The organism is Kaistia terrae (genome assembly GCF_026344005.1).
GTDB lineage: Bacteria > Pseudomonadota > Alphaproteobacteria > Rhizobiales > Kaistiaceae > Kaistia > Kaistia terrae.
In genome coordinates, this window is record NZ_JAPKNH010000010.1 from 77,968 (window position 1) to 93,912 (window position 15,945).

Below are 15,945 nucleotides of genomic sequence, written 5' to 3' on the forward strand. Positions count from 1 at the left end.
GTCAGTTGGAAGGGGTGGCGGCGCTAAGGCCGGCGAGAGCCGTATCGACGGTGATTCGCTGCCCGGCTTTGGCGGCCCAGTCGGCGAGCGGTGCCCGCGCCAGCGTGTCGAGCGCGTCGCCTTCGCGCAGAGCTTCGGCCAGGTTGCCATCCTTGACCGCCGCTTCCATGCGCGAGACCACGGCGGTCGCCGAAGGTCCGGCCATGGGTCCGGAGGGTTTGACGCTGACCAGGGAGCCGGCCGAAGCGGCGAGGCGATCGATCAGGCTGGCGCCGGGATCAACCTTGGCGGCGGCGATGCGGATCTGTTCCGCGACGGCCGGGAAGGCGGCGATGAGATCGGCCTTCGACGGCACGCCGGCTTCGGCGAACGGCTGCAGCGCGGCGATTTTTTCGCCTTCCGTGCCGAGGGCCGCGACGGCGACAAGCTCGTCGGCGAAGGGGCCGGAAGCGGTTGCTCCCTGGCGAAGCGCCGTGATCGCGATGACGCGGGCGGCGGCCTCCGTCTTCGGGTCGGAAGGCGGATGGGCCTCCACGGCATCAAGCCGCGTGGTCAGCGCGTCTAGGCGCGATTGCAGCGGCGATAGATCGACCGGCGGGGCGGCGGGTGCGGTCGCCGCTGCCGGTTCCGGCCGTGTTTCGAGCGCGGATAGCCGGCTTTCGATCGGGCCCAGATCCGTCGGTGCGGCGGCAATCGCGGGGGCCGGTTGGCTGGCGGCGGCCTTCAGCTCGGCAATTTCCTTTTCCAGCCCGGCGAGGCGGCCCGGGTCGACGCCGTTCGTCGCAACCGGCTTCGACGTCAATTCGTTGGCAGCGGACTCAACCCGGTCGAGCCGGGCCGAAACGGCGGCGAAACGCGAATCGAGGCTGGCGCTTGCGATCGGATCAGTACCGGTCGAGGACGAGAGAAGAGCGACCAGCAGACCGCCGATGATGCCGCCGCCGAGGGCCGCGATAGCCGGCATGACGAAGCGCGCCAAAGCGGGATCGCGCGAAGCGGGGGTCTCGGTCGTCACGGTTTCATCTGCGGTGACTTCGGGTTCGTAGGGCTGGCTTTTGGACGCTGGCGTCTCGGAGGACACCGTCTCGTGGACAGGCGCATCGGTCGTGGCGGTCGCCTCGGCAGGGGCTGAATCGGGCATCGCTGCGCTCGACTCGGCTTCGAGATCGATCGTTACGGGAGGCCGCTTGCGGCGGGATCCGGACGGTTCGCCTGCCGGCTTGAAGGTGTCGTCGTCGCTCATATCACCTCGATCTCGTCGGTCGCTCCGACCCAGTATAGACCAATGCGTTAACGGACGCCTGAAGGCGATGTTCCCATGCCTTTGGGAATTTGCGCCAGCAGGGCGTCGTCGGTCGGCTCGGCAGCGATGAAAACCGCGCCGAATGTCAGCATGGAGGCAATGGTCTCCGACAGCGTGTAGATCGGTAAATCGTCGACGGGGGGCTGTGGATTCAGTCCGGCAACAAGCTGCACGAAAGTTTTGGCCGTTCGCGGCGAATAGAGCAGGACGCCGTCGATCCGGCGTTGACGCAGATCATTCGCCACCGAATCAGGCAGGTTGGCCGCCGGGTCCATCCGGTAGACCTCGACGAGGAACAGCGCATGGCCGCCTGCGATCAATCGTTCGGGCCAATTTCCGGCACGGTCGACAGCGGCGGGATAGAGCAGCGTTCCAGCTCCGGGAGCGAGCGTCGCGATCGCCAGCGTCGCCAACGCGTCGCCGTCGCCATTGGCCGACAGTACCTTGGAAAATCCAGCATCGCGCGCAGCTTCGGCGGTGCGGTCGCCGACGGCGAAGACAGGAACATCAAACCAGCTTGCGGGAAAGGACCAGCGCAGCAGGCCGCGCAAACCGTTGCCGCTGGTCAGCAGGATGGCAGCCGGCTGGAACGCGGGCTGCGGCGGATCGAGGAAGATCGCTTCAAGCAGCGGCGCCATCACCGGCTCGTGTCCGAGTGCGCGCAGCCTTTCGGCGGTTCGCGTCGCTTCGGGTTCCGGCCGGGTGACGAGCAGCCGCATCGTTCGTCAGCCGGTCGTGAAGAAGGTCTTGCCGCCCCGGCCGATCAGTTCGTCAGCCGCCGCCGTGCCGATCCGCGCAGCATCTGCGAGCGGGGCCGTCATCTGGGTTGCCTCCGACTGCCGTCCATCCGGCGAAAGCACAATGCCGCGGAACAGAAGCTCGCCGCCAGAAAGGGTCGCAAGGCCGCCGATCGGCGTCCGGCAGGAGCCGTCGAGCCGGGTCAGGAACGCGCGCTCGGCCGCGAGCGCGGTCTCCGTGGCCGGGTCGTTGATGGCGGAAAGCAGTTCGCGCACGCGAACATCGTCGGCGCGGCCCTCGACAGCGACGGCGCCCTGGCCGACGGCGGGAAGAAAATCATCCAGCTCGAGGATCGAAGTGGCGAGATCGGCGCGGCCGAGCCGGCGCAGGCCGGCCAGCGCCAGCAGGGTGGCATGGGCGACGCCGCTTTCGAGCTTGGCGAGCCGTGTCTGCACATTGCCGCGAAACTCGACGACGACGAGATCGGGCCGGACGCGCAGCGCCATGGCGCGACGACGCAGCGACGAGGTGCCGAGTACGGCGCCCTGCGGCAGATCGCGGATCGAACCCGCGACCGGCGACAGGAAGGCATCGCGCACATCCTCGCGCGGCAAAAAGGCGATCAGCGTCAGCCCATCCGGCAGGAACGTCGGCACGTCCTTCGAGGAATGCACGGCGATATCGATCGCGCCACTGAGCAGCGCTTCCTCAAGCTCCTTGGTGAAAAGACCCTTGCCGCCGGCTTCCGATAGCGAGCGATCCTGGATCCGATCGCCCGATGTCTTGATGACGACGATCTCCATCAACGCCTCGTCGAGGCCGTGGGCAACGGCCAGCCGGGCGCGCGTCTCGTGCGCCTGGGCGAGTGCCAGCGGGCTGCCGCGCGTGCCGATGCGGAGGACGGGGATGGAGACTGCGGATTGCACGGGGTCGGGTCCGGATGTTAGGGCCTGTCGGATCAATGCCCGTCAGGGCAGAATTCGGCGCCAGTCTAGCCACGACGGGCCCATCTGCAAGCAAGCCGCCCGATACGCGGCGAAAGGCCCCGGTGTGAGTGCTTCCGTCCTGGTTCTGGGTATTGAGACGAGCTGCGATGAAACGGCGGCCTCGGTTGTTTCACGTGAGACCGAAGGGCGGGGCGAAATCCTCTCCAACGTCATCCTTTCGCAGTTCGACGAACATGCGGCCTATGGCGGCGTCGTGCCGGAAATCGCCGCCCGCGCCCATGTCGAGGCGCTCGATCGTGTCGTGCAGGCAGCGATGGACGAGGCTGGCGTCGGTTTTGCGGATCTCGACGCCGTGGCTGCAACGGCGGGACCGGGCCTGATTGGCGGGGTCATCGTAGGGCTGACGACGGCAAAGGCGCTGGCGCTGGCTGCCGGCAAGCCGCTGGTGGCGGTCAACCATCTCGAAGGCCATGCGCTGACGGCGCGCCTGACCGACGGAATTAGCTTCCCCTATCTGCTGTTGCTCGTTTCCGGCGGCCACACGCAGATCCTGCTGGTGCGCGGTGTCGGCCAATATGAGCGCTGGGGCACCACGATCGACGATGCGTTGGGCGAGGCATTCGACAAGACGGCGAAGCTGCTCGGCCTGCCACATCCGGGTGGCCCCGCCGTCGAGCGCGCCGCAGCGCGCGGAAATCCCAATCGCTTTGCGCTGCCGAAGCCGATGTTCGGCCGACCGGGCGCCGATTTTTCCTTCTCCGGCCTGAAGACGGCGCTCCGCATCGAGGCGGAGGCGATCGCGCCGCTGTCGGAAGACGATGTCGATGATCTCTGCGCCGCCTTTCAGCGCACGGTGACACTGGTGGTGCGCAATCGCATCGGCCATGCACTGGATCGGTTCCGTGCCGAATTCCCTGAAATTGCCGAACCGACGCTGGTGGTCGCCGGGGGCGTTGCTGCCAACAAGGCGCTGCGCGCCGGTCTCGACGCCGAGCTTTCCGCACGTGGATTCCGGCTGGTGGCGCCGCCGCTCGTACTCTGCACCGACAATGGCGCGATGATCGCCTGGGCCGGGGCGGAAAGGCTGGCGCTCGGCCTTCTCGATGATCTCGCGGCACCGGCGCGGCCGCGTTGGCCGCTCGACCAGCTTGCTGCACCGATGCTCGGCTCCGGCCACAAGGGGGCCAAGGCGTGAGCGAAAATCTCATCCAGAAGCGCAAGGTCGTGCTCTACGCGACGTGGCGCGGGCGGCTGCTGGTGTTTCGCGAGCCGGACTTTCCGGAATACGGCATCCAGGTTCCTGGCGGCACGATGGAAGCGGGCGAGACGCCCGAACAGGCGGCGCGTCGTGAATTTCTGGAAGAGACCGGACTGGTCGCGCCCGCTGTCATGACACTATTGGGCGAGCGCGCCTATGGCTATGCGCCGCCGGACGGTCCGGAAAGGCTGCATCGGCGGTGGTTCTTCCATCTCCCGCTTGACGGAGACTTCGCGGAAACCTGGGAGACGCTGGAAATGCACCCCGATGCCGGCGGTCCACCGATCCGCTTCGCGCTGTTCTGGCTGAAGCTGCCGCTCGGCGAGGCGCTGTTCGGCGAACTGGACGCGCTCCTCGATAACCTGCCCGCGTTGGAGACTGCGTCATGACGATCGATCACATCGCCGTCGTCGGTGCCGGGGCTTGGGGCACCGCGCTGGCGCTGGCCGCCCATCGCGCCGGTCGCCGCGTTACTCTTTGGGGTCGCGACACCGCCGAGATGGCCGCCAGCCGCGAGAATGCCGCCCATCTGCCGGGTGTGGAATTGCCGGCTTCAATGCGGATAACGGACCGGATAGAGGACGCCATCGCGGCCGATGCGATCCTGCTGGCAACGCCGGCCCAGACGGTGCGCGAAGTCGCGCGCCTGCTCGAATCGATCGCCGAGGACACGCCGGTCGTGCTCTGCGCCAAGGGGCTTGAGCGTGGTTCGGCCAAGCGGATGACCGAAGTCTTGGCCGAAGCGCTGCCGCCGGCGGCCCCCGCCGTGCTGTCGGGCCCGAGTTTCGCCATCGACGTGGCGCGCGGTTTGCCGACTGCCGTCACCATCGCCGCGACGGATTTGAAGCTCGCCATGGCGCTTTGCCATGCGCTCGGTTCCTCCAGTTTCCGCCCCTATGCGGAGACCGACATGCTCGGCGTCGAGATCGGCGGCGCGTTCAAGAATGTGCTGGCCATCGCCGCAGGCATCGTCGCCGGTCGTGAACTGGGCGCCAGCGCCAGCGCCGCCGTGATCGCGCGCGGCTTTGCCGAATTGCGCCGCCTCGGCGAGGCGCAGGGCGCTCTGCCGGAAACGCTGATGGGGCTTTCCGGCCTCGGCGATCTGGTATTGACCTGTTCCTCGGTGCAATCGCGCAATTTTGCCTATGGCCACGCGCTGGGCAGCGGCGCGGCGCTACCCCCGGCCTTGGCCGAAGGGGCTGCGACGGCGCCGGTGGCCCGTGATCTCGCGCGTCGTCTGGATGTGCCGATGCCGATCACCGAGGCCGTCGCCGCCATCCTCGAAGGAAGCTTGTCCGTCGAAGCTGCGGCAGGAGCGCTGATGCTGCGCCCGCTCAAGCGCGAAGCCGATTGACCCCCTCGAAGCGTCCTGCTTCGAGGTCTTTACCTTGGCGGCCGAGCCGCCTACCGTGCGGCCGCAATTCTTGGAGGTTTTCATGCACTTCGTTGCCATTCTGACCGATCGCGAGGACGGCCTGCCGGTTCGTCTCGAGAACCGCCCCGCTCACATCGAGTGGCTGAAGGAAACCGGCATGGCCATCGCCGGCCCGTTCCTCGACGACAAGGGCGACATGGTCGGCTCGCTGCTGATCATCGAAGCCGAGGATGAGGCAGCCGCGCGTGCCGTCTTCGCAACCGACCCCTATGCCAAGGCTGGCCTGTTCAAGGACACGGTCGTTCGTCCCTGGCGCTGGGCCGTCGGCAAGCCGGCCTGATCGGCAGACCCCTCTCTATCTCTTCCGGAGCGTCCCATGGCCTATTGGCTCTTCAAGTCCGAACCCGACGTGTTTTCCTTCGACGATCTCGTGAAGAAGGGCGCCGCCGGCCAGGAATGGGATGGTGTCCGCAACTACCAGGCGCGCAACAACATGCGCGCCATGCAGCTTGGCGATCGCGGCTTCTTCTACCATTCGAACATTGGCAAGGAAGTCGTCGGGATCGTCGAGGTGGCCAAGCTGGCCCACCCCGACTCGACCGATGACAGCGGCCGTTGGGAATGCGTCGACCTGCGCGCGATTCGGCCGATCCCCAAGCCCTATTCGCTGGAGGCCGCGAAGGCCGAGCCTCGGCTCGAGGGCATGGCGCTGGTCGGCAATTCGCGCCTCTCGGTGCAGCCGGTGACCGAGAGCGAATGGAAGTTGATCTGTGAGCTGGGCGGGCTCGATCCCGCCTCGATCTGAGCCGGGATTGATCGCGGATCCCGCGCGCTTCATCATCGAACAGACCCGGTTGGCGCCGGTCGCCTTCGTTCCGGAAATCCAGCTATATCAAGCCGATGAGGCCACCGCGCTTTGGCATCTGACCGAAGCGACGCTGGACCGCGCCGACATGCCGCCGCCGTTCTGGGCCTTTGCCTGGGCGGGAGGGCAGGGGTTGGCGCGCTATATTCTGGATCACCCTGAGGCGGTTAAAGCGAAGCGGGTGCTGGATTTCGCCTCGGGTTCCGGGCTTGTCGCCATCGCCGCCGCCAAGTCGGGTGCACTTTCGGTCGAGGCCGTCGACATCGATCCTTTTGCCGTTGCAGCCATTTTCCTGAACGCCGAAGTAAACGAAGCAACCATCCACGCGCGACATGACGATGTGATCGGAATCCCGGCTGGGGATTTTGATGTGCTGCTGGCTGGCGATGTCTTCTACGATTCCGGTTTCGCGGCGCGACTGATGCCGTGGTTCGCAGCGCTCTCCGAGGCTGGCGTCACGGTGATCGCCGGCGACCCCGACCGGACCTATCGGCCGGTTGCGAGCGTGCGCGAACTCGCCCTCTATGAGGTGCCCGTCCATCTCGCGCTTGAGGATGCCGCAATGAAGCGGGTTCGGGTGTTGCGCTTCGAATCGCTCCAGACTGCCTTGCCGGGAGGGCGGGGATTCGCATAATGCCGCCGGCATGAAGGTGTGCTTCGCCATGTGCGGGGCTGCCAGGGAGGAATGAAGATGCACGACAAGATCTATCCGGTCTCGGACGATTGGGCGAAGCGAGCACAGATCGACGAGCCGACCTATCGCGCCATGTATCAGCGCTCGGTCGCGGATCCGGATGGTTTCTGGGCCGAGCAGGCCAAGCGAATCGACTGGATCCAGCCGTTCACCAAGGTGAAGAACACTTCGTTCGCGCCGGACAACGTCTCGATCAAGTGGTTCGAGGACGGCGCGCTCAATGTCTCGGCCAATTGCGTCGACCGGCATCTGGCCAAGCGCGGCGACCAGGTGGCGATCCTCTGGGAGGGGGATGATCCCACAGAAAGCCGCTCGATCACCTATCGCGAGCTTTCCGAGCAGGTGAACGTCTTCGCCAATGTGTTGAAGGAGATGGGCGCCAAGAAGGGCGACCGGATCACGATCTACATGCCGATGATCCCCGAGACGGCCTTCGCCATGCTCGCCTGCACCCGCATCGGCGCCGTGCATTCCGTCGTCTTCGGCGGCTTCTCGCCGGATAGCCTTGCCGGTCGTATCCAGGATTGCGACTCGAAGCTGGTCATCACGGCGGATGAAGGCCTGCGTGCCGGCAAGAAGATCCCGTTGAAGGCCAATGTCGACGCGGCGCTGGCCAAGCTTGGCGGCGACGTGAAGACGCTGGTCGTGCAGCGCACCTTTACCGACATCCCGATGCAGAACGGCCGCGACGTTTTCTATGGCGATCTTGCCAAGACGGTGTCGCAGCATTGCGAGCCGGAGGCGATGAACGCCGAGGATCCGCTGTTCATCCTCTACACCTCGGGTTCGACCGGCAAGCCGAAGGGCGTGCTGCACACCACCGGCGGCTATCTCGTCTATGCCTCGCTGACGCACAGCAAGGTGTTCGATTACCAGGATGGCGACATCTACTGGTGCACGGCTGATGTCGGCTGGGTCACCGGCCATTCCTACATCGTCTACGGCCCGCTTTCGAACGGCGCGACAACGCTGATGTTCGAGGGCGTGCCGACCTATCCGACCAATTCCCGCTTCTGGGAAGTGATCGACAAGCATCAGGTCAACATCTTCTACACGGCGCCGACGGCGATCCGCGCGCTCATGCAGGCCGGCGATGAGCCGGTGAAGAAGACCTCGCGCGCCTCGCTCCGCCTGCTCGGCTCGGTCGGTGAGCCGATCAATCCGGAAGCGTGGGAGTGGTATCACCGCGTCGTCGGCGACGACCGCTGCCCGATCGTGGATACGTGGTGGCAGACGGAAACCGGCGGCATCCTGATCACCCCGCTTCCCGGCGCGATTGGCCAGAAGCCGGGCTCGGCGACGTTGCCGTTCTTCGGCGTCCAGCCGGCGATCGTCGATGGCGAGGGCAAGGTGCTGGAAGGCGTTGCCGAGGGCAATCTGATCATCACCGATTCCTGGCCGGGCCAGATGCGCTCCATCTATGGCGATCACGCGCGCTTCATGGAGACTTACTTCTCGACCTACAAGAACGCCTATTTCACCGGCGATGGCTGCCGGCGTGATGCGGATGGCTATTACTGGATCACGGGGCGCGTCGACGACGTGTTGAATGTTTCGGGCCATCGCATGGGCACGGCCGAAGTCGAGAGCGCGCTGGTGGCGCACGAGCATGTCTCGGAAGCCGCCGTCGTCGGCTATCCGCACGACATCAAGGGGCAGGGCATCTATGCCTATGTCACCCTGATGGCGGGCGCCGAGGCCAGCGATACGCTGCGCAAGGAGCTTGTTGCCTGGGTGCGGACCGAGATCGGCCCGATCGCGTCGCCGGACCTGATCCAGTTTGCGCCCGGCCTGCCGAAGACGCGTTCCGGCAAGATCATGCGCCGTATCCTGCGCAAGATCGCGGAAGGCGAGTTCGGCAATCTCGGCGATACCTCGACACTGGCCGATCCGGCCGTCGTCGATGATCTTGTGGCTAATCGCCAGAACAAGCGTTAGGCGGCCAACGCTTTCGCCGTTCCGCGTCTCCCTGCGAGGGTTTCGCGGAACGGTCGTCATCAATGCGCCTGACCCGAAATGGATCGGGTCAGGCGCTCGCCTCAGCCGATGTTCGAGGCGAGGATTGCTTCGAGGCGGGGCGTCGGCAGGTCGAGGCCTATCGCCTGCTTCCACGCCAGCAACCCGCCAATGCGGCGGCGCTTCTTTTCGGTGTGATTGCCAAAAATCTCGGCGAGCCGGTGCGCGAGGAAGGGGTTCTCGAACCGCTCCAGCACGCTCGCCCGGTATTCTGGCGCTTCCACAATGCCGCCGGCAGCGAAAATCGGCAGCACTTCGGCGTCATAGATCGCACCGAGCTTTTGGCGCACGGACGGATCGGCGACGATCTCGCGCACCAGCTCCCCTTCCGGCCGACGGGCCTCACGCCACTGCTCTGCCAGCACCGTATGGCCGAGATTGAGGATGAACAGCTTTAGCCGCTCATGGACGGCGAGGTCGTCGACCATAAGCACGTCCGGGTGGATGCAGGGGGCGAGAAGGCCCGGCTGCTTCTCGATCGCCCAGAGCGCATAGGGCTCCGCCACGGCGCCGGCTGGCTCGATCGGCTCGGAGACGATGCGGTCGACCAGCGAATTGGCGAAAATGCAGGTCTCCAGCCAGGCGACGAATTCCGGCGGCAGGTCGTTCTCGGCGGCGAGCGTCAGGAGCAGCGCCTTGAGCACGTCGCCGTTGCGCGGGATCAGTTCGCAGGGAAACAGCGTCAGCGGCGCCCCGTCCGCCTGCCATCTGGCGGCCAGCAGCTTCAGCAGCTTGAGCGGGAAGGAGCGCGGCACGTCACTGCCCAGCCGCTCGCCCTCGTTGAGCGCAAATCCCGCATCCGACGTGTTGGAGATCAGAATCTCGGCCTCGTCGACGACGATGCGCTCGACCTCGTCCCAGTTGTCGACGGCGGAGAGGCCGCGCACCAGCGAGGTGACGCCGACGGTGCGCTCGACCGGTCCGCCGTTCTCGATGCCGCGAATGACGATCGGGATCGGCGAGCCGTCGAAAGCGGCCAGACGGCCCGATCGAGCCCCTGACGCCGTCGTCTGCACGATGGTGACGGGGCCGACGTCCTGGCCACGGCCACGCGCCTCCGACAGGAAGAGATCGGCATGCGCCTGCAGGAAGCGGCTGGTGCCGAACTGGACGATCGGCGTGCGGACAGGTTCGCTCATCGGTATTTCCTCAAAGGCTTAGTTCAATGTGCCGCTTTCCGGGGCTTCCGGAACGGGCGGAAAGGTATTGGCGGAACAGACGGCGATCGTCTCCTGTAGCCGGATCGTCTGGTCGTCAGCCATGGTGCGCGCCAGGAATGAGGCCATCAGGCCCTTGCCTTTCAGATCCTCGAACACGCAGCCGCAATAATTCTGGCAGTCGGTGGCGCTCTTGCCGACTGCGACGCAGCGATCGGCGCAATCGGCCCGCGCGGCGTTCTCTGCGCCATTCGGGACAAAGATCGCGGCCAGCGCGAAGAAGAATGCATAGAGCACCGGCTGGTGGATCAAATAGACGGCGAGCGAGTGGCGGCCGCCAAAGGCCAGCCACCGGCCGAGGGCAAAGCGCGGCTGCCAGGTCGCGAGGCGCTGGTCCCAGCCGGATGCAATAGCAAACTTGGCGATTGCCATACCGGCGAGGACCACGCCGAACCATGGGAACAGCGGCACATAGTCGAACGAGCCCGGTGGCTTCGGCGCCAACCCAACCCACCAGAGCGCCGGCTGGGCAAAGAACGGATCGCGGAACAGGAAGGGCAGCGCGAAAATCGCGACGGCGGCAAGCAGGATGGCGCGGGGCGGCCAGCGCAGGAAAGCCAGGCCCAGCACGCTCGCTAGCGCGATCTGGTGCAGGATGCCGAAGAAGATCCAGCCCTCCGGCATGACGAAATAGGTGGCCGCCGACACCAGCGCGGCCGCCGCGACGATCATCGCCAGCCGGATCAGGTAAGGCTTCGGGCGAAAACCGTTGCGGGTCGAAAGAACGAGGCTGATGCCGACCAGCATCAGGAACGAGCCGGCGATGGCGCGGGCGAAAATGATCCAGCCGATCGAGGCGCCGGGATCGAAACGCACGATGTGCAGGAAGGCGACGTCCCACGAGCCGTGGAAGATCGCCATGCAGACCAGCGCCACGCCGCGTGCGACGTCCAGCGCGGCGATGCGGGAAGGACGGGCAACCGTGGAGGCAGCGCCGGCACGTTCGCCAGACAACGCGGCAGTTGCGTCATTCATGTGCAAGCTCCGCCGATTGACGGTTCCCAACGCCCTAGCCGCCCCATAGTCTCGACGTGTCGCTTCGTCATGGTTCAAGGACCCGCATGTCGATCATTCCGATCATCGATCTCTCCGATCCCCAGGGCCCGCGCGCGGTCGCCGATGCGATCGGTCGTACCTGCCGCGAGACAGGCTTCTTTCTCATAACGGGTCATGGTGCGAATCCCGAAATCGTTCAGCGCGGCTGGCAGGCAGCACGCGCCTATTTCGATCGTCCGGTCGAAGAAAAGCTGACCGCCGTGATGCCCTATCCGGGCTATCCCTATGGCTACAGTCCGGTCAAGGGAGAGACGCTCGCAGCGTCGCTCGGTGAGGCGAAGCCCGCCGATCTGAAGGAGACGTTTTCCTTCGGCCCTTCCGCCTTCCAGCGCCTTGACCACAAACCGGGCGACGACGCAGAGGCCTTCGTCTTCTCTGCCAATCCGTGGCCGATCGGCGGTGACGAGTTCCGCCTCGCGACCCAGGCCTATTATCGCGAGATGTCTGCGCTCTCCGGCAGGATCATGCACTTCTTCGCTTTGGCGCTCGATCTGGACGAGACCTATTTCGACAAGTTCATCGACGCGGAGGCGAGCGCGCTGCGTCTGCTCAACTATCCCGACCTGACGGAAGATCCCGTTCCCGGCCAGCTGCGCGCCGGGGTGCATTCCGATTACGGTTCGATCACCATCCTGATGCAGGAAGATGCACCGGGCGGGCTGGAAGTGAAGGGTCTCGACGGCGAATGGCACAGGGTTCCGGCCATTCCCGACAGCTTCGTCATCAATATCGGCGATCTGATGCAGCGCTGGACTAATGACCAGTGGAAGTCGACGTTGCACCGCGTCACCATCCCGCCGCGCAATATCGGCCGCTCGGCCCGGCGCCAGTCGATGGCCTTCTTTCATCAGCCGAATTGGGATGCCGAGATCGCCTGCATTCCTACCTGCGTGAAGCCGGGCGAGACGGCAAAGTATCCGCCGGTCGGTTCCGGCGAGTATCTCGCATCTAAATTCCGCTCGACGGTCGTGAAGGCTTAAGCTTCGGGCGGACGCAGTAAACATGCCGGCATGGCGCGAATCTTGCGTCATTCCGGTTGGTGCGCCCGCCGCCAACGTCCCGCTGCGAACGCCCTATGGAGAGCATAAGAGCCGATGTCGATCCTCGCCGCGCTTCGCCACGTGACCCGCTATCGCTATGACCGGCCGGTCCAGTTGGGGCCGCAGGTCATCCGCCTGCGCCCGGCCCCGCATTGCCGCACCAAGGTGCCGAGCTATTCGCTGAAAGTGACGCCGGCCAACCATTTCGTGAACTGGCAGCAGGACCCACACGGCAACTGGCAGGCGCGCTTCGTCTTCCCGGAAAAATCGACTGAATTCGCCATCGAGGTCGACCTGCTGGCGGAGCTCGAGGTCTATAATCCCTTCGATTTCTTCGTCGAACCCTATGCCGATCAGTTCCCCTTCGCCTATGAGCCGGCGCTGGCGGAGGAACTGGCCGCCTATCTGGCGCCGGAGCCGGCCGGGCCGCTTCTGACCAATTTTTTGGCATCGATCCCGCGTGAAAAGATGCAGATCGTCGACTTCCTCGTCGCGATCAACCAGCGCCTGCAGAGCGACATCCGCTACCTGATCCGGATGGAGCCGGGCGTGCAGACGCCGGAGGAGACGCTGTCCTCCGCCGCCGGCTCCTGCCGCGATTCCGGCTGGCTGCTGGTGCAGGCGCTGCGCCATCTCGGCCTCGCCGCCCGTTTTGTTTCCGGCTATCTGATCCAGCTGAAGCCGGACGTCGCCGCCCTCGACGGTCCGTCCGGCACTGAGGTCGATTTCACCGACCTGCACGCCTGGGCCGAGGTCTATGTGCCGGGGGCCGGCTGGATCGGCATGGATCCGACCTCGGGCCTTTTCACCGGCGAGGGCCATCTGCCGCTCTGCGCTACGCCGCATTTCCGCTCGGCAGCTCCGATCACCGGCTCGTTCGCGGCCGATCCCGGCACGGAGACGTCGTTCGAATTCGAGATGACGGTCGACCGTGTCGCCGAAAATCCGCGCGTGACGCTGCCCTTCTCCGACGACAGCTGGGCTGCGCTCGACGCGCTCGGTCACAAGGTCGACGCCGATCTGAAGGCGAACGACGTCCGCTTGACCATGGGCGGCGAGCCGACCTTTGTCTCGATCGACGACTATCAGGCGGAGGAATGGAACACGGAGGCGGTCGGTCCCACCAAGCGCGCCCGCGCCGACGAGCTGATCCGCCGGCTGCGCGAACGTTTTGCCCCCGGCGGCTTCCTTCATTACGGCCAGGGCAAGTGGTATCCGGGCGAAAGCCTGCCGCGCTGGACCTTCGCGCTCTATTGGCGCAAGGACGGCAAGCCGATCTGGCGCGATTCCAGCCTGATCGCCACGGAAACGGACGACCTGAAGGCGACGCCCGAGCAGGCAGGCGCGCTGCTCTCCGATCTCTCGGAGCGGCTGGGCATTTCGGCCGATCACGTCGTTCCGGCCTATGAGGATCCAGCGCACTGGATTCTCAAGGAAGCCGAGTTGCCGGAAAACGTCACAACCGGTGATTCAAAACTCGATGACCCGGAAGCGCGCGCCCGGATCGCTCGCGTGTTCGAACGCGGACTAACGCAGCCGTCCGGCTACATCCTGCCGGTGCAACGCTGGCAGGCGGCGGCCGCTCCCGACAAGCGCTGGATGTCGGAGAAATGGCCGCTCCGGCGCGGAAAGATGTTCCTGGTTCCCGGCGACAGCCCGGTCGGTTTCCGACTGCCGCTGTCGTCGCTACCCTTCGTGCCGGTCTCGTCCTATCCCTTCATCGTCCAGCGCGATCCGGGCGCCGTCACGGGACCGCTGCCCGATCCCGAGGATCTGGCGAGCCGCGACCGCGAAGGGCATGAGGCGCTTTCGAAGCAGGAGGACCTAGCCCGGCATCTGGCTGGCGCCGGCGCGGAAGACGCCGACGCCGAGCGTGGCGAGCAGGTCGAGCAATTTCTGACCGAAGACGAGACGGTGCGCACGGCGCTTTCCGTTGAGCCGCGCGACGGCCGGCTTTGCGTCTTCATGCCGCCGACCGAGAAGCTCGAAGACTATCTGGAACTGCTGGCCTCGCTGGAGGAATCGGCCCGCGCGCTTGGTCTCGCCGTGCATGTCGAGGGCTATGCCCCGCCGATCGATCCGCGCATGGACGTCATCAAGGTGACGCCGGATCCCGGCGTCATCGAGGTCAACGTCCAGCCGGCGGCGAACTGGACGGAATGTGTCGCCATCACGCGCGATCTCTATGAGGAAGCGCGGCAGTCGCGGCTCGGCACCGAGAAGTTCATGACCGATGGCCGCCACACCGGTACCGGCGGCGGAAATCACGTCGTCGTCGGCGGTGCTCATCCGGCCGAAAGCCCGTTCCTGCGTCGGCCGGACCTGTTGAAGAGCTTGGTGCTGTACTGGCAGCGCCATCCCTCGCTCTCCTACCTGTTTTCCGGCCTGTTCATTGGCCCGACCAGCCAGGCGCCGCGCATCGACGAGGCACGCCATGACGGGCTCTACGAGCTGGAAATCGCGATGGCCAGCGTGCCGACGCCCGGAGCCGGCATCGCGCCGCCGCCCTGGCTGATCGATCGGCTGTTCCGCAACCTGCTCACCGATGTCACCGGCAACACGCATCGTTCCGAGATCTGCATCGATAAGCTGTACTCGCCGGACGGTCCGACCGGTCGGCTCGGGCTTGTCGAGTTCCGCTCCTTCGAGATGCCGCCGGACTACCGCATGAGCCTCGCGCAGCAATTGCTGGTGCGCGCGCTGATCTCGATGTTCTGGCAGAACCCGCAGCAGGGTTCGCTGACGCGCTGGGGCACGCAGCTGCATGACCGTTTCATGCTGCCGCAGTTCGTCTGGTCGGACTTCCTCGACGTGCTCGGTGATCTGCAGCGCGCCGGCTATGCCTTCGATCCGGTCTGGTTCGAGGCGCAGCGCGAATTCCGCTTCCCCTTTGTCGGCCGCATCGAGCAGCAGGGCGTCAAGCTGGAGCTGCGGCAGGCGCTGGAGCCCTGGCATGTGCTCGGCGAAGAGGGCGCGATCGGCGGGACGGTGCGCTATGTCGACTCATCGGTCGAACGTATCCAGGTCCGCGTCGAAGGTTTTGACCCACGTCGCCATGTCGTTTCCTGCAACGGCCGTCGCGTGCCGATGACTCCGACTGGAACGGCCGGCCAGTATGTTGCGGGCGTTCGCTACAAGGCGTGGCAGCCGGCGCGCGGCCTGCACCCGACCATTCCCGCCCATGCGCCGCTGACCTTCGACATCGTCGACAGCTGGTCGCAACGTTCGCTGGGCGGTTGCGTCTACCACGTCGCCCATCCGGGCGGCCGCAGCTACGATACGTTCCCGGTCAATTCCTATGAGGCGGAAGCCCGTCGTCTGGCGCGCTTCGAGGCAATCGGCCATACGGCGGGTCACTTCATGCCGCAGGCCGAGACCGGCTCGCCGGAGTTTCCGATGACGCTCGATCTCCGTCGTCCGGCCAATCTCTGATGCC

The 15,945-nt window shown here is 65.7% G+C and carries 14 protein-coding genes; 9 read left to right on the forward strand and 5 right to left on the reverse strand.

The genetic code is table 11. The annotated features are described in order from the left end of the window. Position 1: 1 nt before the first annotated feature. The 3 genes from OSH12_RS21675 to hemC are packed head-to-tail and all read right to left on the reverse strand — an operon-like array spanning position 2 to position 2,967. Positions 2–1,243: a COG4223 family protein gene (locus OSH12_RS21675; protein WP_266345713.1), complete on the reverse strand. Its 1,242-nt coding sequence runs from the start codon at positions 1,241–1,243 to the stop codon at positions 2–4. 47 nt (positions 1,244–1,290) lie between these two features. After that, positions 1,291–2,022, reverse strand: a complete 732-nt coding sequence (locus OSH12_RS21680) for a uroporphyrinogen-III synthase (protein WP_266345714.1) — start codon at positions 2,020–2,022, stop codon at positions 1,291–1,293. A gap of 6 nt (positions 2,023–2,028) precedes the next feature. Further along, positions 2,029–2,967 carry a hydroxymethylbilane synthase gene (gene hemC / locus OSH12_RS21685; RefSeq protein WP_266345715.1) on the reverse strand — a complete coding sequence of 313 codons (939 nt, stop codon included), beginning with the start codon at positions 2,965–2,967 and terminating at the stop codon, positions 2,029–2,031. Between the two features lie 124 nt (positions 2,968–3,091). Here hemC and tsaD point away from each other — a divergent pair, with 124 nt between their 5' ends. The 7 genes from tsaD (at position 3,092) to acs (ending at position 9,118) form a co-directional block, all read left to right on the forward strand. Beyond that, positions 3,092–4,183, forward strand: a complete 1,092-nt coding sequence (gene tsaD / locus OSH12_RS21690; RefSeq protein WP_266345716.1) for a tRNA (adenosine(37)-N6)-threonylcarbamoyltransferase complex transferase subunit TsaD — start codon at positions 3,092–3,094, stop codon at positions 4,181–4,183. Next, positions 4,180–4,635, forward strand: a complete 456-nt coding sequence (locus OSH12_RS21695; RefSeq protein ID WP_266345717.1) for an NUDIX hydrolase — start codon at positions 4,180–4,182, stop codon at positions 4,633–4,635. The genes tsaD and OSH12_RS21695 overlap by 4 nt, the downstream gene beginning before the upstream one ends. Then, positions 4,632–5,600, forward strand: coding sequence for an NAD(P)H-dependent glycerol-3-phosphate dehydrogenase (locus tag OSH12_RS21700; protein WP_266345718.1), 969 nt, complete (start codon positions 4,632–4,634; stop codon positions 5,598–5,600). Before OSH12_RS21695 ends, OSH12_RS21700 begins: the two co-directional genes overlap by 4 nt. Before the next feature lie 82 nt (positions 5,601–5,682). Continuing rightward, a complete protein-coding gene (locus OSH12_RS21705; protein WP_266345719.1) occupies positions 5,683–5,961 on the forward strand; it encodes a YciI family protein in 279 nt (92 codons plus the stop codon). 36 nt (positions 5,962–5,997) lie between these two features. After that, positions 5,998–6,426, forward strand: a complete 429-nt coding sequence (locus tag OSH12_RS21710; protein WP_266345720.1) for an EVE domain-containing protein — start codon at positions 5,998–6,000, stop codon at positions 6,424–6,426. Between the two features lie 49 nt (positions 6,427–6,475). Next, the gene (locus tag OSH12_RS21715) at positions 6,476–7,120 is read left to right on the forward strand and encodes a class I SAM-dependent methyltransferase (RefSeq protein WP_266345721.1); all 645 of its coding nucleotides are present in this window, start codon (positions 6,476–6,478) and stop codon (positions 7,118–7,120) included. 57 nt (positions 7,121–7,177) lie between these two features. Next, positions 7,178–9,118 carry an acetate--CoA ligase gene (acs, locus tag OSH12_RS21720; protein ID WP_266345722.1) on the forward strand — a complete coding sequence of 647 codons (1,941 nt, stop codon included), beginning with the start codon at positions 7,178–7,180 and terminating at the stop codon, positions 9,116–9,118. A gap of 101 nt (positions 9,119–9,219) precedes the next feature. Here acs and OSH12_RS21725 read toward each other — a convergent pair whose 3' ends face one another. Together OSH12_RS21725 and OSH12_RS21730 are read right to left on the reverse strand one after the other, a co-directional pair. Further along, complete coding sequence (locus OSH12_RS21725; RefSeq protein ID WP_266345723.1) at positions 9,220–10,335, reverse strand: mannitol dehydrogenase family protein; 1,116 nt, start codon at positions 10,333–10,335, stop codon at positions 9,220–9,222. 18 nt (positions 10,336–10,353) lie between these two features. Next, entirely contained in the window at positions 10,354–11,388 is a 1,035-nt protein-coding gene (locus OSH12_RS21730; protein WP_266345724.1) for a heparan-alpha-glucosaminide N-acetyltransferase, read from the reverse strand. Positions 11,389–11,474: 86 nt separating this feature from the next. Between OSH12_RS21730 and OSH12_RS21735 the strand changes: the two genes are divergently transcribed. Together OSH12_RS21735 and OSH12_RS21740 are read left to right on the forward strand one after the other, a co-directional pair. Next, the gene (locus OSH12_RS21735) at positions 11,475–12,449 is read left to right on the forward strand and encodes an isopenicillin N synthase family dioxygenase (RefSeq protein WP_266345725.1); all 975 of its coding nucleotides are present in this window, start codon (positions 11,475–11,477) and stop codon (positions 12,447–12,449) included. 114 nt (positions 12,450–12,563) lie between these two features. Next, entirely contained in the window at positions 12,564–15,941 is a 3,378-nt protein-coding gene (locus OSH12_RS21740; RefSeq protein WP_266345726.1) for a transglutaminase family protein, read from the forward strand. Positions 15,942–15,945: the final 4 nt, after the last annotated feature.